We start from the raw sequence: 16,412 nt of genomic DNA on the forward strand, positions 1-16,412 counted from the left end.
ACACTGTTCGTCAGGCCGGTAATGGCCGGCCGAAGGCTGCGCGGGCCGGTTGTGAGCCGGCCCGCCGGCGCCGGTTCACCTGCTGATCTTGCACTCGCTCCAGACCGCGGTGCTGAAGCGGGGCCCGTCCTTGATCGACCAGAAGTTCTTCTTGGTGTGGTGGTTGATCAGGCGGGCATGCTCGCTGAAGACGCGCGCATAGCACTCAGGATTCTTGTAGCTGCGGCTCTTGGCGACCCTGAGCCCGGCCTCGTAGGCCGGTGTCTGCGCCTCCGCTCCGGCCGATCCCAGCATGATCGTCGCTGCCAGGGCCATCGCCCCGCCGAATGTCTTCCCAAACGTCATCTGCTGCGCCCTCTCTCATCGGGCGCTCACGGCGAGCGCCGTGAAGATTCTTGATTGGCACAACCATGCGATGCCTCCACCATTCTTGACAAGCCGCCCGCGCGCGTGTGCTTACGCGCCTAGCTTCGGCCGGCCTTGCGCGGGCCCTTTTTGCATTTCCGAAAGACGAGTGCCGTGACCTTGCATCGCTACCGTTCCCACACCTGCGGCGCGCTTCGTGAGAGCGACATCGGCAGCACTGCGCGCCTTTCCGGCTGGTGCCACCGCATCCGCGACCATGGCGGCGTGCTCTTCATCGACCTGCGCGACCATTACGGCATCACCCAGGTCGTGATTGATCCGGATTCGCCCGCCTTCGCCAAGGCCGAGGAGATCCGCTCGGAATGGGTCATCCGCATCGACGGCAAGGTCAAGCCGCGGCTTGCCGGCACAGAGAACGCCAACCTCGCCACCGGCGCAGTCGAAGTCTTCGCGACCGAGCTGGAAGTGCTCGGCCCGTCCGGCGAATTGCCGCTGCCCGTCTTCGGCGATCTCGAATATCCCGAGGACACCCGCCTGAAGTACCGCTTCCTCGACCTGCGCCGCGAGAAGCTGCACAACAACATCATGCTGCGCGGCAAGGTCGTCGACTCGATCCGCTCCCGCATGAAGAACTCTGGCTTCTCCGAGTTCCAGACGCCGATCCTGACCGCTTCCTCGCCCGAGGGCGCGCGCGACTTCCTGGTGCCGAGCCGCCTGCATCCCGGCCATTTCTATGCGCTGCCGCAGGCGCCGCAGCAGTACAAGCAGCTCTTGATGATGGCGGGCTTCGACCGCTACTTCCAGATCGCGCCCTGCTTCCGCGACGAGGACCCGCGCGCCGATCGCCTTCCGGGCGAGTTCTACCAGCTCGACGTCGAGATGAGCTTCGTCACGCAGGACGACGTCTTCCGCACGATGGAGCCGGTCATCTCCGGCGTCTTCGAGGAGTTCGGCGGCGGCAAGTCGGTGACCAAGAGCTGGCCGCGCATCCCCTATGCCGAGTCGATCCGCAAATATGGCTCCGACAAGCCCGACCTGCGCAACCCGCTGGAGATGCAGGACGTCTCCGAGCATTTCCGCGGCTCGGGCTTCAAGGTCTTCGCCCGTATTCTGGAAGACGAGAAGAACCAGGTCTGGGCCATTCCGGCGCCGGCTGGCGGTTCTCGCGCCTTCTGCGACCGGATGAACTCCTGGGCGCAAGGCGAGGGCCAGCCCGGCCTCGGCTACATCATGTGGCGCGAGGGCGCGGGCGCCGGCCCGATCGCCAACAATATCGGCCCCGAGCGCGTCGAGGCCGTTCGCCTGGCGCTCGGCCTGAAGGATGGCGACGCCGCCTTCTTCGCCGCCGGCAACCCGGAGAAGTTCTACAAGTTTGCGGGCGCGGCCCGGAACAAGGTCGGCTCGGAACTGGGCCTAATCGACGAGAACGCCTTCGCCTTCGCCTGGATCGTCGACTTCCCGATGTACGAGTGGAACGAGGACGAGAAGCGAGTCGATTTCTCGCATAACCCGTTCTCGATGCCGCAGGGCGGTCTGGAATCGCTGCAGAACGACGACCCGCTCGCGATCAAGGCGTTCCAGTACGACATCGCCTGCAACGGCTACGAACTCGCCTCCGGCGGCATCCGCAACCACCGCCCCGAGGCGATGGTGAAGGCCTTCGAGATCGCCGGCTATGGCGAGGAGACCGTGGTCGAGCGCTTCGGCGGCATGTACCGCGCCTTCCAGTACGGCGCGCCGCCGCATGGCGGCATGGCTGCGGGCATCGACCGCATCATCATGCTGCTCGCCGGAGCGACCAACCTGCGCGAGGTCGCGCTCTTCCCGATGAACCAGCAGGCGGTCGACCTCCTGATGGGCGCGCCGTCGGAAGTCGGGCTCAAGCAGCTGCGCGACCTCCACATCCGCCTCAACCTGCCCGAAAAGAACGGCTGACCTGCCATGCCTTGCCTGTTCGGAGCGCGGACCGCCGCGCTCGCCTGCCTGCTTGCCCTGCCGCTCGGGGCCTGCGTCTCGTCCTCCAACCCGAGCGCGGGCCGGGCGGCCGAGTTCGCCAACCTGGTCTCGCGCTCGACTGCCTGCCGCGCCGGCAATCCGCGCGCCAACACGCTGGAGCAGTTCCTGGCGACCGAGCGCACCCGCGGCGCCACGGCCGAGCAGTTGGCGAGCGCCCGCTCGACCTACATCACCGTGTCCGAGGCCGACACGATCAACCAGGGCGTCAAGCCGCAGGCCTGTACGGCCGATGAGCGGGTGGAGCTGAAGGCCAGGATGGCCAAGGTCCGCGCCGGCAATTTCGACTTCTGAGCTTGTTCGATGTCGTTCGCAAAGCTCTGCGCCGTCAGCCCGGTCGTGCTCGGCCTTGCAGGTTGCGTAACGGCCGGCCCGATTCCGGGCACGCCGGAATATGCCGCGGCCCAGGTCTCGCGCGGCTATGATTGCGGCGTGCGGGTCGACCGCTCCCGCGTCATCGCGCGGCTCGCGCCGCAGGAGCGCCGCCGCTTCGTCGAGGCCAATGCCGGCTACGCGGTGAAGTCCTACAACGCCCCGCGTCGTTGCGACGCGCTCGAACGCCTGAGTGTGCAACGCGAATTGCGCGAACTGGCCGTCCGGCGCTGAATTCCGCTTGCCTGCCATGGCCGATCCCGGCCAGAAGGCAGGCATGTCGCCTTCCGCCCGCGATTTGCCCCCGCTCCGAGACAACGTCACCGCGATCGTCGTCGCCTATGACAGCGCCGAGGTGCTGCCGGCTTGCCTGGAGGCGCTGGCGGGCGAGGGCGTCCCAGCCATCGTCGTCGACAATGCCAGCAGCGATGTGACCTCCCAGATCGCCGCGGCGCGTGGCGCGACGGTCGTCGCCAACGCCCGCAACGAGGGCTATGGCCGCGCCAACAATATCGGCGTCGCCGCCAGCGCCACGCCCTTCGTCCTGATCGTCAATCCCGATCTCGTCGTCGAGCCCGGCGCGGTCGCGGCGCTGCTGGCGGCGGCGGAGCTTTATCCCGATGCCGGCATGCTGGCGCCGCGCGTCGTCGAGCCCTCGGGCCGGGTCTTCGTCCAGCCGCGCTCGCTGCTTTCCCCGGCTTATCTGAACCAGGCCAAGGCTGCGGTCATTCCCGAAGGCGATGCCTGCCTGCCGTTCCTGTCCGGCGCCTGCCTGCTGGTCCGCCGCGAGCTCTTTCTCGCGCTCGGCGGCTTCGATCCCGCGATCTTCCTGTTCTACGAAGACGACGACCTCTGCCGCCGCATGCGCGATGCCGGCCACGCCCTCGTCCATGTCCATGATGCGCAGGTGCGGCACGCGCGCGGCCGCTCCAGCAGGCCCGATCCGGCCCGCCGCTTCCGGGCGCGCTGGCATCTCGCCTGGTCGCATGGCTATGTCGCGGCCAAATACGGCTTGCCGGTCCCATCACCCTGGACGATCCTTGAAAATGGCGCAAAGGCAGTGGGTTACGGCTTGATCTTGAATCGAGACAAGATGTCGGCCCATGCCGGTTCGGTGGCCGGTGCGTTGGCCTGGCGGCGCGGCGTCACGGCGCTGGAGCAGCAGGGGCTCGCCGGCAAGCCGGAGCTGTCGGCATGAAGCCGGTCTCCGCGCCGCAGGGCTCGATCGACGCCGCGCTCGACCACGAGCACAATAATTTCGGCCTGCTGCGGCTCCTGCTGGCGCTCGCCGTCGTGGTCTCGCACGCCTTCAGCGTCACGACTGGAGCCGTCGAGGACGAACCGCTGGCCCGCCTGACCGGCTTCACGCTCGGCGAGCACGCGGTCAACGGCTTCTTCGCCATTTCCGGCTTCCTGGTGACGATGAGCTATGTCAATCGCGGCTGGCGCGACTACATCCTCGCCCGCCTGCTGCGCATCGCGCCCGGGCTGATAGCGGCGACGCTGGCCGTCTCGCTCCTGCTCGGCAGCGCCATGACGCGGCTCGACCTCGGCTCATATCTTAGCCATCCCGGCCTCTGGCGCTTCATCTCGGGCACGCTGATCAGCTTCAAGAGCGCTGCGCCGCTGCCCGGCGTCTTCGACGCCAATCCGCTGCCTTTCCCGATGGGCACGGTCTGGACGCTGAAATACGAGACGCTGTGCTATCTCGGCGTGCTGATCGCTGGGCTTGCCGGCCTGCTGGCCCGGCGTGAGCTGGCGCTTGGCGCGCTGATCCTCCTGACGCTCGCCGTGATCGGCCGCGAGATCGTCGCGCCGCACGGTCCCAAGGGCGTCGAGACGGCGCTGCGCCTGCCGCTGATCTTCCTCGCCGGCGGCGTCGCCTATCTCTGGCGCGAGCGTGTGCCGCTCTCGCTGGCGGGGCTTGCCGCGGCGCTGGTGCTGACGGCGCTGCTCTCGCCGACGCCGGCCCATAAGGCGGCCCTGTTCCTGACCACGGCCTGGGGCGTTCTGGTGCTGGCCATGGCGCCCGCGCTGACGCGCCGGCGCAGCGAGCCGCCGGCCGATCTCTCCTATGGCGTCTATCTCTATGGCTGGCCGGTGCAGCAGGCCTTGGTCGTGCTGCTGCCGGGAACGGGTGCGCTGGCGCTGCTCTGGCCGGCGCTGGCGCTGACGCTGCTCGTCGCGGCCCTGTCCTGGTACGGCGTCGAGAAGCCCGCGCTCGGCCTCAAGCGCCGGTTGCTGCGCCGCTCCTGATCCGCTCGACCAGCCCGCCGACATTCTCCGACATCAGCAGCGGCAGTAGTTTCCGGACCTCGGTCTCCGGCAGATCCCACCAGCGCGCGTCGAGAAGCGCCGCGATATCGGCTTCCGGCAGCCGCTTCCTGATCTCGCGGGCCGGATTGCCGCCGACGATGGCATAGGGCGCGACGTCCTTCACCACCACGGCGCAGGCCGCGATCACCGCGCCATGGCCGATCGTGACGCCGGACAGGATCATCGCTTGCGAGCCGATCCAGACGTCGTGGCCAATGCTGACGTCGCCGCGCGTCGCGTCATGGCCGTCCATGCCCGTTGCCTCGGGCCAGAGCCCGGGCAGGGCAGGGAAGGGATAGGTCGTCGCCCATTCGGTGCGGTGGTTGCCGCCGAGCAGGATCTCGACCCCATCGGCGATCGAGCCGTAGCGCCCGATCGTCAGCTTGGCCCCGCTCTCGGGAAAGCGCACCTTCGGCCGGCCATAGGTATAGGCGCCGGCGCTGATCTGCCCGGGCCGTTTTGCGATCAGGTGCGCCAGGTGCAGCCGCGTCTGGTTGCCCGGGTTGATCCGCTTGCGCAGGAAGCCGCGCGGGCCCTGCGGCAGCCCGGCCCACCACGCGGCGAGCGCGTCCGGCCGCCAGAGCGCGTCTTCGGGCGACAGAAGGCCCCCGGGCTCACTCGGCATTGGCTGTGACATCGATCTTCTTGAAAACCTCGGCTGGGTCGGTAACGGCGATCACGTCGGCGAGGCCGAGGCCGCTGCTCGCCTTGGCCTTGGCCTGGACCGTCATCACCCCGGGCTTGGCGACGAAGCGCGCGGCTGCATCGACCAGCGCCTTGGCGTCTGCGGACTTGCCGAGCAGGCCCGACAGCATGATCTTCGCCAGCGCCCCGTATTCGCGCTGCACATCGGCGGGCTTGCGCTTCTTCTGCTTGGCCTGCTCCTCCACAAGCCGCTCGGCCAATCCCGCATTCTCCAGCCGGACGTCGAGCGCCTTGGCCGTGGCGCCGAGCGCCGCGATCTGCATCACCGCCAGGTCGCTGGAGAAGACGTCCTTGCCGATATTGCCGAGCGTGGCGCTGGCGGAAAGCCTGCCGATGCCGGCGCCGTCGAGCGAGAGCGAGCGGAGCGCGATCTCGCTCGTGGCCTCCTGCCAGGCGAGGTCGAGCCTGGCCGAGAGGTTGACCTCCTGATAGCCGAGCCCGGAGAGCGCATTGGTGTAGAGCAGCAGCGGCCCGCTCAACGGCAGCTTGAGTGTTTCGATGGCGATGCTGAGATCGGTTGGAAGCCCTTCGAACTGGTTCGAGACCTTGGCTTCGAGCGAGCCGATCGAGAAGCCCGTCTGGAAGGGCATGTCATAGGTGAAGCCGGCGATCTGCAGCGTACCGAGCTTGGGCATGAGCTTGCGCCAATCCTCGAAGGCCTCGTCGTCCGGCTTCGCATATTCACCGATCAGCTCCCTCAGGGCCGGGCCGACGGCGAAATCGAAGGCCTTGAGCGAATCGAGCTTCACCATGGCGAGCTTCTTCTCGCCGCCCATGCCGAACTCCGTCCCCTCGACCGCCATGCCGCCCTGCGGCGAGGCGTTCTCGCCATAGGCGATCCGGGCGATCCGCAACGACATGGGGAGCGGCATGGTGCCCTCGATCACGAGGTCGCGCAGCTCGCCGCTGCCGAACTCGAGCATCTCGGTCAGCGCGATCATGGCCTGCGCCACGCGCTTGTCGGCTTCCTGCTGCGCGTCGTCGTCCTTGTCGGCGCCAGCCACCTTCTCCTGGCCCTCGCGCAGGATCGTTGTGAGCAGCTCGGTCAGGCTCGCCGGGCCGGCCTTGCCCTTGAGGTTGCGGTCGCTCGCCTTGCCATAGGAGGCCTTGACGGAGCCGGACTGCTCCAGCGTGCCGCCCTCATAGGTCATGAGGCTGTAGAGCGGCAGTGCCTTCTCCTCGGCGCCGGGCGCGGCGCGCTCGGCCAGCACGCGAATGATCTGCCGCAGGTCGAGCCCTTCGGCGCTGATGGCCTTGTACTCGCCCCTGATCGGATCGCTGCCGGTCATCGTGCCGCCCGTCGTCTCGCCGCGCGCGACCTTGCCGTCGCGGATATCGCTGAGGACAATGGCGCGATAGGTCGTGCTCTCGGTCTCCGTGCCGAGAATCTGCTCGATGGTGAGCTCGGGCGCGCTGATCTCGTCGACGTTCAGCCGCGCCATGCGCGCAGAGCCGCTTTCGCCGGCGCTCTTGTCGAACAGCGCGACGAAGGCCTCGCGCTCCAGCGGCGAGCCTTTGACCTGGAGCTTGGGAGCCGTGACCTTGTAGGCGCCAAAGTCGAGCGTCAGGTTCTCGACCTCGAAATCGCCCGCGCCGGCTGGGCTCGCGGCGAGCCCCACCAGCAGCAGCGCGGCTGGCGCTGCCCGGCGCAGCCACGCGACAGTCGCCTCAAGCGGCGCGATCATTCCTATGTCTCCCTGACGGCCGCTCGGCCGGCGCGCTCACCGCGCCGCACCGCCGGCTTCTGTCGTTGGGCGGCCGGGCGCCGCCATCCTCATTGCGCGGTGGCCTTGAGGTCGATCTTGTCGAAGATCTCGGTCGGGTCGCCGATCGCGATCACGTCGGCGAGGCCGAGCCCGCCGGCGCTCTTGGCGCGCGCCTCGACGTTCAGCGTGCCCGGCTGGGCGACGAAGCGCGAGACCGCGGCGGCCAGCGTCTTGGCGCCGTCGGAGGGGCCGAGGATCGCGGCCAGGCCCAGGCTCGCCATCATCGCGTATTGGCGCTTGACCTCGTCCGGCTTGCGATTGGCCTTGCGGGCCTCGTTCTCGACCAACTTCTCGAACAGCCCGGTATTCTGCAGCTTGGCCTGGACGCTGCGGGCGGTGGCGCCAAGCGCGGCTATCTGCGCCAGGGCGAGGTCGCTGGCGAACAGGTCCTTGGTGACGTTGCCGATCGTGCCGGAGGCCTCGAACTGGCCCATGCCGGCGCCGCCGAGCGAGAGCGTGCGGATGGCGAGCTCGTTGCTGGTCGCGTTCCAGCCGAGGTCGATCCTGGCTGAGAGGTCGAGGTTGCGGTAGCCCATCGCGAGCAGGTCGCGCGCCGCCGGGTTGCCGGTGCCTTCGACGACCGGCACGGTCAGCTTGTCGATGGTCAGGGCCAAGTTGGTCGGGATGCCGTTGAACTGGTCGGCGGCCTTGATCTCGAACGTGCCGAGCCCGACGCGCAGCGGCGGCTGCACGGGCTGGCCCGGCTTGATCGGCTGCGGAACCTCGACGGACTGCCCGGCGATCCGGATGGTGCCGAGCTGCGGGATGAACTTGCGGTAGTCGAGCGTGTTCGGATTGATCTCGGATTCAGGCTTGGCCAGCAGCTCCTTCAGCGCCTGCAGCGCCGGGCCGAAGGAGAAGCCGGAATAGCTCGCCGAATCGGTGCGGCCCTTGACGCCGTTGCTGTTGAATTCGAGCCCTTCGATCACCAGGCCGGACTTGGCCGGCGTGTCCTCGCCATAGGCGATCCGGCCGATCTTGAAATCGACGCTGACCGGGTTGTCGCCCGGCTTCGGCGCCGGCACCGTCATGGCCATCGCCATGTCGCGGGCCTCGCCGCTGCCATATTCGAACATGTCGAACAGCGAGAACATCGACAGCGCCGTGCGCTTGTCGGCCTCGGGGTCGCGGTCGCGCTTCAGGGACGGGTCCTTCAGCGCCTTCTGGTCGGCCTCGGCCTGCGCGAGGATCGGCCCGAACAGCTCCATGAGCGGCGCGGAGCCGACCCTGGCCTTGACGTCGCGCCCGCTCATCCTGCCGAGCGTGATCTTGCCCACCGCCCCCATGTCGAAAGCGTAGCCCTCCTGCTCGAAGCGGCCGAACACCGTCACCATCGGCTCGTCCTTGCCGGGCGTGGCGCGCTCGCCGAGCACGCGCGCGATCTGGCGCAGGTCGACCATCTCGTAGCTCATGCGCTTGGCCACGCCGTCCATGGCGCCGGCAGGGCCGCCGCTGGCCTTGATCGTGGCGCCGCTGCTCTGGCCGCGCCCGATCCGGCCTTCGCGGATATCGCTGAGGCTGATGTCGCGGTAGACCGTGACCTGCTTCTGGGAGCCGATCGTCTGCTCCATCGTGACTTCGGCGGCGCTGATCTGCGCTGCGTTGAACCGGCTCATGCGGGCGACGCCGCTTTCGCCGGTCGAGCCGTTGAACAGGGAGACGAAGGCCTCGCGCTCGAGCGGCGAGCCCTTGACGTCGATCTTCGGCGCCGTGATCACGAAGCCGCCGAGATCGAGCTTGAAGTTGTCGATCTGGAAATCGGCCGCCGCCACGGGCTGCACGAACAGCGCGAACGCGGCCGCACCCGTGAGCGGGCCGAGCCGGGACAGGCTGCGAAAGGTCGAAGCGAGCATCATCATCTCCATGTTGCGCCTGCGAACCTGCCGCAAGGCGGCGACGAAAGAAAGACGCCGCCGCTTGGTAAGGCCACGAAAAACTTGACCGGCACCATGCCATTCTCCGTATCTGTCGCGGATTCGCCATCCTCCAGATGCAGGACAGCGACGGGCGATGAAGCCGATGGAGCCTGAAGACCATGCAATCTGCCAGACGTGTCCTGATAGCCTGCCTCGCCTGGCTGTTCCTCGTCCCCTTGGCCGCCCTCGCCCAGCAGGCGGGCAGCGCGCCCACGACCGGGCTTGAGACGCTCACCGTCACCAGCGGTGGCCAGCGCCACGCCTTCCAGGTGGAGGTCATGCGCACGCCGGACCAGCGGGCGCGCGGCCTGATGTACCGCAACTACATGCCGGCCGACCGCGGCATGCTGTTCGATTTCGGCGGCAGCGAGCCGGTCGCGATGTGGATGCAGAACACCTACATCCCGCTCGACATGCTGTTCATCCGCACCGACGGCACGGTGGCGCGCATCGCCGAGAACGCCGAGCCGCTCTCGACCCGCACGATCCCCTCCGGCGAGCCGGTGCTTTCGGTGCTGGAGCTGAATGGCGGCATCGCGGCCAAGCTCGGCATCAAGCCCGGCGACAAGGTCGAGCATCCGCTGTTCAAGCGCTGAGCGCCCGTTTGAGACTTCGCTAGCGCGAGGTGTCTGGCGTGGTTGTCGAGAACCGGAGCGCAGCGGACATCGGTCCGTGAGCACCGGAAGCGCAGACAGCCGCGTCAGACGCCCGCGATAGTAGAAGTAGCAAACAGGCTCTGAGCGCGGTTGAGCTTGCGGCGCGACACTGCGCCGTGATAGCCAGACCGCAGCGACGAGAAGGGTCTTCGGGGTATAGCGCAGCCCGGTAGCGCATCTGCTTTGGGAGCAGAGGGTCCCAGGTTCGAATCCTGGTGCCCCGACCATTCTCGACACCAACGACGGCCGAGCCAGACGATGACCGCACGCATCTATCGCCCCGCCCGCAACGCCATGCAGTCCGGCCTGGCCAAGGCCGAGCGCTGGCTGTTGGAATACGAGCCGGAGCAGCCGCGCCAGATCGAGCCGCTGATGGGCTGGACCTCGTCGGGCGACATGAAGAGCCAGGTCAAGCTCTGGTTCGACAACGAGGCCGAGGCGGTGGCCTACGCCACGCGCAACGGCATTCCCTACCGCGTCGAGCAGCCGCATAATCCCAAGCGCCGCTCGATGGCCTATTCTGACAACTTCAAGTTCAACCGCGTCGGCCAGTGGACGCATTGAACCGGCGCGTTGAAGCATCGGACCGAAAAGTGGAATCCGGTTTTCGGAATCATCCGATGCTGGATTATCTAGCGCCTTCGAGCATTTCCGGACGGTGAGGGCATAAGCCCTCCGCCAGACGGGCCCGTAGCTCAGATGGATAGAGCAGCAGCCTTCTAAGCTGCTGGTCGCTGGTTCGAATCCAGCCGGGCTCGCCATTCGCTTCTCCCAATCGCAGCGGCGGCTTGGCCGGTCGCAGGCTTGCCACCAATCAGGAACCGCGATGAGCGACGTCAAGGACAGCAATGGCACGGCGCTGAAGGACGGCGATTCCGTCACGCTGATCAAGGACCTGAAGGTCAAGGGCACCTCGGTCACCCTGAAGCGCGGCACGCTGGTCAAGAACATTCGCCTGACGGACGATCCCGAGGAGATCGAGTGCAACGCCGAGAAGGTGAAGGGGCTCGTGCTCAAGACCGCTTTCCTGAAGCGGGCCTGACGAAGGCGGAAGCCCCGTTCGAGCCCCGGCTTGCGGCTCTCCGCGCCGCATCGTAAACCGCAGCCTCGCTGCCGGTTCGGCGGTTGTCGCCTTGATCGCGCCCGAAAGGCTCGTCATTCCCCGCGCAATTCCCGGCTTCGCCAATGCGGCGGGCTGGGGTCCACTCGCCGCTTTGGCCTGCATCGATGCGACCGGCCGGTCGCGAGGGATAGCCGATGGTCTCGTTAGGTCCCGCGCTCGAGCGCCTTGCCGGATACGCTTCCGCCAGCCATTGGCGCGCCTGCGCGCTGCTTCTCCTGCTCGCGCTCGGCTCCTTCCTGCCCGGCTTCTCGACGCTGCCGCCCTTCGACCGCGACGAGCCGCGCTTCGCCCAGGCCAGCAAGCAGATGCTGGAATCAGGCGACTTCGTCGACATCCGCTTCCAGCAGGAGGCCCGGCACAAGAAGCCGGTCGGCATCTACTGGCTGCAGAGCGCCGCGGTCTCGGCCGGCGAGCATTTCGGCGTGCCCGATGCCCGCGTGCAGATGTGGCTCTATCGGCTGCCCTCGCTGGTCGGCGCCATCGCGACCGTCCTGCTGACCTATTGGGCTCTGCTCGCCTTCGTCTCGCCGCGCCTCGCCTTGCTCGGCGGTGCCTTGATGGCGGCGGCGGTGCTGCTCGGCGTCGAGGCGCGCATCGCCAAGACCGACGCGGTTCTCGCTGCTTGCGCGGTCGCGACCATGGGCGCGCTCGCTCGCGCCTGGCTCGACTGGACGCGCTCGCTGCCCTTCGTGCCCGACCGGCGCAATTGGCTGGTCTTCTGGGGCGCGACGGCGATTGCCCTGCTGATCAAGGGGCCGATCGTGCCGATGATCTGGGGTCTCGCCATCATTGTGCTCAGCATCCGCGAGCGCAGTTTCCGCTGGCTCAAGCCGCTCCGGCCTCTCAGCGGGCTGATCCTCTGCCTGATCGTGGTGATGCCCTGGGTCGCGGCCATCGCCTGGAAGACCGGCGGCGCCTTCTTCAGCGAGAGCGTCGGCAACGACATGCTCGGCAAGGTCGCGGAGGGGCAGGAGAAGCATTGGGGGCCGCCCGGCCTGTATCTCCTGATCTTCTTCGGCACCTATTGGCCGGCGGCGGCGTTCGCAGCGATGGCGGTGCCCTTCGCCTGGGTGCGCCGGCGCGAGCCGCAGATCCTGTTCCTGCTCGCCTGGATCATCCCGTCCTGGATCGTCTTCGAGGCGGTGCCGACCAAGCTGCCGCATTACGTCCTGCCGCTCTACCCAGCAATCACGGCCTTGCTGCTGTTGGCTGTGGTCAATGACGGCATCAACCGCTTTCGCTTCGGCGCGGTCGCGACGGCCTGGCTGGTCTTCATCGTCCCGGCCGCCCTGGTCGGCGTCATCCTCTACGCCAACTGGACCTTCGACCACACGCTGCCCTACATCGCGCTGCCGGTGCTGGCGCTGGCGCTCATCGTCGCCGTGCTGGTGGTCAACGCCTTCCGCCGCAGCGACTTCGAAGGCGCGCTCTGGCGCTGCGTGGTCGCGAGCCTGCTGCTCAGCATCGGCGTCTTCGGCTTGGCCTATGACAGCCTGCGCTCGCTGCATCTCTCGCCGCGCCTGGCCGAGTCGGTGCGCGCCGCCGGCTGCGCCAACCCGGCGGTTATGACGGTCGGCTATCGCGAGCCAAGCCTCGTCTTCCTGACCGGAACCGACCTTGCCATGGGGGCGGATGGCGCGGCTGCGGCCGCGTTCCTTGCCCAGCCGGGCTGCCGCGTCGCGCTGGTCGAGAAGCGTTTCGCTCTGGACTTCCAGGCCGCCATCGCCAGGGCCGGCACCGTGCCGCGCCTCGTCACGACCATCCGTGGCTTCAACATCAACGGTGGCAAGCCACTCGAAATCGGCGTATTCGCCCGCCAATGATGTTCAAGAGTTCGTCTGGAATCTCCAGCCCTCATCCTGAGGAGCCGCGTTAGCGGCGTCTCGAAGGATGTTCCAGTGCGCTCTGGAGCATCCTTCGAGACGCGCCTGCGGCGCTCCTCAGGATGAGGGCTGTGGTTCCTGACGGATACCAGTGAAAGCAGTTGCCCTGTTCGCCGGCTTGACGCAGTTTGCGCGCCGTTCTCCCGGATAAAGATCGCGTGACCGAAGCTTCGCCCACCAATCCGCTGCTCAGCGTCGTCGTGCCCGTCCGCAACGAGGTCGGCAATGTCGCGCCGCTGCTGGCCGATATCGAGAAGGCCTGCCAGCCCGTCGGCGCATTCGAGGTCATCTATGTCAATGACGGCTCGAGCGACGGCACCCAAGCCGCGCTGACGGAGCTTCAGGCGACGCGGCCCTGGCTGCGCGTCCTCCGCCACGCCGAATCGTGCGGCCAGAGCGCTGCCGTGCGCAGCGGCGTGCGCCATGCCCGCGCGCCGGTCGTGGCGACGCTCGACGGCGACGGCCAGAACGACCCGTCCTTCCTGCCGGAGATGCTCGATGCGCTGCAGAAGGCCGGGCTCCAGGCCGGGATGGTCCAGGGCCAGCGCGTCGGCCGCAAGGATACCGGCTTCAAGAAATGGCAGTCGCGCATCGCCAACGGCGTGCGCGTCCGCATCCTCAGGGACGGCACCCGCGATACCGGCTGCGGCCTGAAGTGCTTCCGGCGCGAGGCCTACCTAGCGCTGCCCTATTTCGACGCGCTGCACCGCTTCATGCCGGCTTTGATGGTGCGCGAGGGCTATCAAGTGCTGCATGTCGATGTGCGCGACCGGCCGCGCCTGACGGGCGTCTCGAATTACGGCTTCTTCGACCGGCTCTGGGTCGGGATTCTCGACCTTGCCGGCGTCTGGTGGCTGATCCGGCGGCGCAAGCGCGTGCCGCAGATCGTCTCGGAGGCGCGCTGATGCTGATCGACCTCCAGCACAAGATCGGCGACTACTTCCACGACGTCTTCGTCAACAACATCGACTGGTGGGTGCTGCTCGGCGTCGTCGCCCAGGCGCTCTTCACCATGCGCTTCGTGGTGCAATGGCTGGCGAGCGAGAAGGCTAAGCGCTCGGTCGTGCCGATGACCTTCTGGTGGTTCTCGATCGGCGGCGGCGCGCTGCTGCTGGTCTATGCGCTGTACCGGCGCGACCCGGTCTTCATCGTCGGCCAGGGATTCGGCGTGTTCGTCTATCTGCGCAACCTGCAATTCGTGCTGCGCGCGAGAGCCCGCGGCGAGGACACCAACTCGGGTCCGGGCTAGCCTAGGTCGAAATCGGCGGTCGCGAAACCGTATCGCGCCATCATGTTACGGTGCCAGTCGCTACCGATCAGGGCGTCCAAAGCCGCGTCGAACCGCGCCCTCAAGGCTCCTTGCGACCTGGCGAAAGCGAAGGCACCCTTCGCCGGCTCTCTGCCTCCCGTTTCAGCGGCGATGGCGATCACGGCAAGGCCCGGATCGGGACTGCGGCTGAGAAAGCCGCGATGCGCCATGGCGACGCTGGCATAGGCCTCGGCGCGACGCTCTCTCACTGCCTGCACCGCCGCTTCCTGCGTGGCGACGCGCAGGAAGCGCTCGCGCGGAATACCGGCCGTGAGGCCCGACAATTCCTGCACCTGGTCGGCGACGACGACGAGCCGGGCGCCCGGAGCGCGGGCTAGCGCCGCATAGCTGCCGAACCGCGCCTCATCGCCATGCCGGACCAGCAGGCCGTCGCCCAGCGCCCAGACCGGACGGCTGAAATCGACGCTTTTCCGCCGCTCCGGCGTGATGAAGAGCGGCGTGGTGATGCTCCAGCGCCCGTCGATCAGCCCGGGCAGCAGCTCGGCGAAGCTGGTCAGCCGCATCTCGAACGAGGCGATGCCGAGCCTCCGCAGGGCCTCGCTGACCAACTCGACATCGCTGCCGAGCGCGGCGCCGCCCGGCTGCGGAAAGCAAAAGGGCGGCTCGTCGAGATAAGCGAAGACGACCGCCTCCGACGCGGCCGCCCGTCCGGTCACGCCGCCGCCCTGAGCCGGGCGAATCCGGCCTCGAGATCGGCCTTGAGGTCGTCGATATCCTCGAGCCCGATATGGAAGCGGATGGTCGGGCCCTCGAAGCCGGGCTTGGTCGCGGTGCGATAGGCGCGGCAGTCGAAGGGCAGGGCGAGGCTCTCATAGCCGCCCCAGGAGGCGCCCATGCCGAACAGCACGAGCCCGTCCAGCATCGCCCCGACCGCCTTCATCGAGACCGGCTTGAGCTCGATCGCGAAGAGCGACGAGGCGCCGGTGAAGTTGCGCTTCCACAGCGCGTGGCCGGGGTCGCTCGGCAGGGCAGGGTGCATCACCCGCGCCACTTCGGGACGGCTCTCGAACCATGTCGCCATCTCGATGCCGGCCGGCATCTGCTCCTTCAGGCGGACATGCATGGTGCGGATGCCGCGCAGCGTCAGGAAGGCGTCTTCCGGCGCGATGATGACGCCGAGCGCCTGCCAGGCCTCGTTGAGCTGCTTGTAGAGCTCTGGCGTGCGGGCCGAGACGGTCCCGATCAGCACGTCGGAATGGCCGGCATAGTATTTGGTGCCGGCCTGGACCGAGATGTCGACGCCGAATTTGTGGGAATCGAAGAAGAGCGGCGTCGCCCAGGTGTTATCCATTAGGACTAGAACGTCGCGTGCATGGGCGGCCACGACGATGGCCGGGATGTCCTGCATCTCGAAGGTCTGCGAGCCCGGCGCCTCGGTCCAGACCGCCCTGGTGTTGGGCTTGAACAGCGTGGCGATGTCGGCGCCGATGGCGGGATCGTAGTAGCTGACCTCGACGCCCATGCGCGGCAGCATCTTGTCGCAGAAATTGCGCGTCGGCCGGTAGACGCTGTCGGTCACCAGAAGGTGATCGCCGGCCGAAAGCACCGCCAGCAGCGGCAGGGTGCAGGCCAAAAGGCCGGACGAGCACACGAGGACGCCGGCGCCGCCCTCCATCGTGTTCAGCGCCGCCAGCAGCGCGTCGATCGTCGGATTGCCGTGCGTGCCATAGGTGTAGCGCGCCTTGCGGGCGAGGAAATCCTCCATGGTCGGATAGATCACCGTCGAACCGCGCACGATCGCGGGGTTGACGAAGCCGTAGCTGTCGGCCGGATCGCGGCCTGCCAGGACGAGGCGGGTCTTCTCGCGCAGTTGCGCGAAGTCGGACGGAGGCAATTTTTTCATGGAGCCGGCGCTTGGGAGGAGATCGTGACGGGCGGGACGGCCGAACTTGACCGCCCCCTGAAAGTCGCATGTGATGCGGAGGCTGGAAAGGGGCTGCATCGGAAAGGGGCCGTTGCTTGACGC

General features: G+C 67.7%; 17 protein-coding genes and 2 tRNA genes. 13 read left to right on the forward strand and 6 right to left on the reverse strand.

From position 1 onward, the window contains the following. Nucleotides 1–75: 75 nt before the first annotated feature. Nucleotides 76–345 carry a hypothetical protein gene (locus DWF00_RS22960; protein WP_147283766.1) on the reverse strand — a complete coding sequence of 90 codons (270 nt, stop codon included), beginning with the start codon at nucleotides 343–345 and terminating at the stop codon, nucleotides 76–78. Between the two features lie 180 nt (nucleotides 346–525). On the opposite strand from DWF00_RS22960, the gene aspS reads away from it, so the two are divergent. The 5 genes from aspS to DWF00_RS22985 are packed head-to-tail and all read left to right on the forward strand — an operon-like array spanning nucleotide 526 to nucleotide 5,007. After that, nucleotides 526–2,301 (forward strand): aspartate--tRNA ligase, encoded by a 1,776-nt coding sequence (gene aspS / locus DWF00_RS22965; RefSeq protein ID WP_114831295.1) that lies wholly within the window; start codon nucleotides 526–528, stop codon nucleotides 2,299–2,301. A 6-nt stretch (nucleotides 2,302–2,307) separates the two neighbouring features. Further along, on the forward strand, nucleotides 2,308–2,673 hold the full coding sequence (locus DWF00_RS22970; RefSeq protein WP_114831263.1) for a hypothetical protein: 366 nt from the start codon (nucleotides 2,308–2,310) through the stop codon (nucleotides 2,671–2,673). Nucleotides 2,674–2,682: 9 nt separating this feature from the next. Next, nucleotides 2,683–2,985 (forward strand): hypothetical protein, encoded by a 303-nt coding sequence (locus DWF00_RS22975; protein ID WP_114831264.1) that lies wholly within the window; start codon nucleotides 2,683–2,685, stop codon nucleotides 2,983–2,985. Between the two features lie 43 nt (nucleotides 2,986–3,028). Then, the gene (locus DWF00_RS22980; RefSeq protein WP_114831296.1) at nucleotides 3,029–3,949 is read left to right on the forward strand and encodes a glycosyltransferase family 2 protein; all 921 of its coding nucleotides are present in this window, start codon (nucleotides 3,029–3,031) and stop codon (nucleotides 3,947–3,949) included. After that, on the forward strand, nucleotides 3,946–5,007 hold the full coding sequence (locus DWF00_RS22985) for an acyltransferase family protein (protein ID WP_114831265.1): 1,062 nt from the start codon (nucleotides 3,946–3,948) through the stop codon (nucleotides 5,005–5,007). The genes DWF00_RS22980 and DWF00_RS22985 overlap by 4 nt, the downstream gene beginning before the upstream one ends. On the opposite strand, the gene DWF00_RS22990 is transcribed toward DWF00_RS22985, so the two are convergent. The 3 genes from DWF00_RS22990 to DWF00_RS23000 all read right to left on the reverse strand — a co-directional run bounded on the left by DWF00_RS22990 (nucleotide 4,979) and on the right by DWF00_RS23000 (nucleotide 9,391). Next, entirely contained in the window at nucleotides 4,979–5,692 is a 714-nt protein-coding gene (locus tag DWF00_RS22990; protein ID WP_114831266.1) for a CatB-related O-acetyltransferase, read from the reverse strand. The genes DWF00_RS22985 and DWF00_RS22990 overlap by 29 nt on opposite strands. After that, nucleotides 5,682–7,457: a hypothetical protein gene (locus DWF00_RS22995; RefSeq protein ID WP_114831267.1), complete on the reverse strand. Its 1,776-nt coding sequence runs from the start codon at nucleotides 7,455–7,457 to the stop codon at nucleotides 5,682–5,684. Before DWF00_RS22995 ends, DWF00_RS22990 begins: the two co-directional genes overlap by 11 nt. Before the next feature lie 89 nt (nucleotides 7,458–7,546). After that, nucleotides 7,547–9,391: a hypothetical protein gene (locus DWF00_RS23000; protein WP_147283767.1), complete on the reverse strand. Its 1,845-nt coding sequence runs from the start codon at nucleotides 9,389–9,391 to the stop codon at nucleotides 7,547–7,549. Between the two features lie 182 nt (nucleotides 9,392–9,573). Between DWF00_RS23000 and DWF00_RS23005 the strand changes: the two genes are divergently transcribed. From DWF00_RS23005 to DWF00_RS23040, 8 genes are all read left to right on the forward strand, one after another. Then, nucleotides 9,574–10,050 (forward strand): DUF192 domain-containing protein, encoded by a 477-nt coding sequence (locus DWF00_RS23005; RefSeq protein WP_114831269.1) that lies wholly within the window; start codon nucleotides 9,574–9,576, stop codon nucleotides 10,048–10,050. Between the two features lie 210 nt (nucleotides 10,051–10,260). Beyond that, nucleotides 10,261–10,337: transfer RNA gene (locus DWF00_RS23010), tRNA-Pro, on the forward strand. 31 nt (nucleotides 10,338–10,368) lie between these two features. After that, nucleotides 10,369–10,674 carry an ETC complex I subunit gene (locus tag DWF00_RS23015; RefSeq protein ID WP_114831270.1) on the forward strand — a complete coding sequence of 102 codons (306 nt, stop codon included), beginning with the start codon at nucleotides 10,369–10,371 and terminating at the stop codon, nucleotides 10,672–10,674. A gap of 120 nt (nucleotides 10,675–10,794) precedes the next feature. Next, a tRNA-Arg gene (locus DWF00_RS23020) sits at nucleotides 10,795–10,871 on the forward strand. Between the two features lie 65 nt (nucleotides 10,872–10,936). Continuing rightward, nucleotides 10,937–11,152, forward strand: coding sequence for an alkylphosphonate utilization protein (locus tag DWF00_RS23025; RefSeq protein ID WP_114831271.1), 216 nt, complete (start codon nucleotides 10,937–10,939; stop codon nucleotides 11,150–11,152). Nucleotides 11,153–11,367: 215 nt separating this feature from the next. Continuing rightward, the gene (locus DWF00_RS23030) at nucleotides 11,368–13,056 is read left to right on the forward strand and encodes an ArnT family glycosyltransferase (RefSeq protein ID WP_114831272.1); all 1,689 of its coding nucleotides are present in this window, start codon (nucleotides 11,368–11,370) and stop codon (nucleotides 13,054–13,056) included. A 218-nt stretch (nucleotides 13,057–13,274) separates the two neighbouring features. After that, nucleotides 13,275–14,021 (forward strand): glycosyltransferase family 2 protein, encoded by a 747-nt coding sequence (locus DWF00_RS23035; RefSeq protein WP_114831273.1) that lies wholly within the window; start codon nucleotides 13,275–13,277, stop codon nucleotides 14,019–14,021. Beyond that, nucleotides 14,021–14,365, forward strand: a complete 345-nt coding sequence (locus tag DWF00_RS23040; RefSeq protein ID WP_114831274.1) for a lipid-A-disaccharide synthase N-terminal domain-containing protein — start codon at nucleotides 14,021–14,023, stop codon at nucleotides 14,363–14,365. The genes DWF00_RS23035 and DWF00_RS23040 overlap by 1 nt, the downstream gene beginning before the upstream one ends. On the opposite strand, the gene DWF00_RS23045 is transcribed toward DWF00_RS23040, so the two are convergent. Next, on the reverse strand, nucleotides 14,362–15,102 hold the full coding sequence (locus DWF00_RS23045) for a transporter substrate-binding domain-containing protein (protein WP_114831275.1): 741 nt from the start codon (nucleotides 15,100–15,102) through the stop codon (nucleotides 14,362–14,364). The genes DWF00_RS23040 and DWF00_RS23045 overlap by 4 nt on opposite strands. Further along, the gene (metC, locus tag DWF00_RS23050; protein ID WP_114831276.1) at nucleotides 15,099–16,289 is read right to left on the reverse strand and encodes a cystathionine beta-lyase; all 1,191 of its coding nucleotides are present in this window, start codon (nucleotides 16,287–16,289) and stop codon (nucleotides 15,099–15,101) included. Before metC ends, DWF00_RS23045 begins: the two co-directional genes overlap by 4 nt. Nucleotides 16,290–16,412 lie beyond the last annotated feature (123 nt).

Source organism: Allobosea caraganae (assembly GCF_003351345.1).
Classification (GTDB): Bacteria; Pseudomonadota; Alphaproteobacteria; order Rhizobiales; family Beijerinckiaceae; genus Allobosea; species Allobosea caraganae.

Bases quoted from the DNA above. Each gene is read 5' to 3' on its own strand.
- DWF00_RS22985 (WP_114831265.1), top strand. From the start codon at position 3,946: ATGAAGCCGGTCTCCGCGCCGCAGGGCTCGATCGACGCCGCGCTCGAC.
- DWF00_RS23030 (WP_114831272.1), top strand. From the start codon at position 11,368: ATGGTCTCGTTAGGTCCCGCGCTCGAGCGCCTTGCCGGATACGCTTCC.
- DWF00_RS22975 (WP_114831264.1), top strand. From the start codon at position 2,683: ATGTCGTTCGCAAAGCTCTGCGCCGTCAGCCCGGTCGTGCTCGGCCTT.
- DWF00_RS23000 (WP_147283767.1), bottom strand. From the start codon at position 9,391: ATGCTCGCTTCGACCTTTCGCAGCCTGTCCCGGCTCGGCCCGCTCACG.
- metC (WP_114831276.1), bottom strand. From the start codon at position 16,289: ATGAAAAAATTGCCTCCGTCCGACTTCGCGCAACTGCGCGAGAAGACC.
- DWF00_RS22980 (WP_114831296.1), top strand. From the start codon at position 3,029: ATGTCGCCTTCCGCCCGCGATTTGCCCCCGCTCCGAGACAACGTCACC.
- DWF00_RS23005 (WP_114831269.1), top strand. From the start codon at position 9,574: ATGCAATCTGCCAGACGTGTCCTGATAGCCTGCCTCGCCTGGCTGTTC.
- DWF00_RS23025 (WP_114831271.1), top strand. From the start codon at position 10,937: ATGAGCGACGTCAAGGACAGCAATGGCACGGCGCTGAAGGACGGCGAT.
- DWF00_RS23015 (WP_114831270.1), top strand. From the start codon at position 10,369: ATGACCGCACGCATCTATCGCCCCGCCCGCAACGCCATGCAGTCCGGC.
- DWF00_RS22995 (WP_114831267.1), bottom strand. From the start codon at position 7,457: ATGATCGCGCCGCTTGAGGCGACTGTCGCGTGGCTGCGCCGGGCAGCG.
- DWF00_RS22970 (WP_114831263.1), top strand. From the start codon at position 2,308: ATGCCTTGCCTGTTCGGAGCGCGGACCGCCGCGCTCGCCTGCCTGCTT.
- DWF00_RS22960 (WP_147283766.1), bottom strand. From the start codon at position 345: ATGACGTTTGGGAAGACATTCGGCGGGGCGATGGCCCTGGCAGCGACG.
- DWF00_RS23040 (WP_114831274.1), top strand. From the start codon at position 14,021: ATGCTGATCGACCTCCAGCACAAGATCGGCGACTACTTCCACGACGTC.
- DWF00_RS22990 (WP_114831266.1), bottom strand. From the start codon at position 5,692: ATGCCGAGTGAGCCCGGGGGCCTTCTGTCGCCCGAAGACGCGCTCTGG.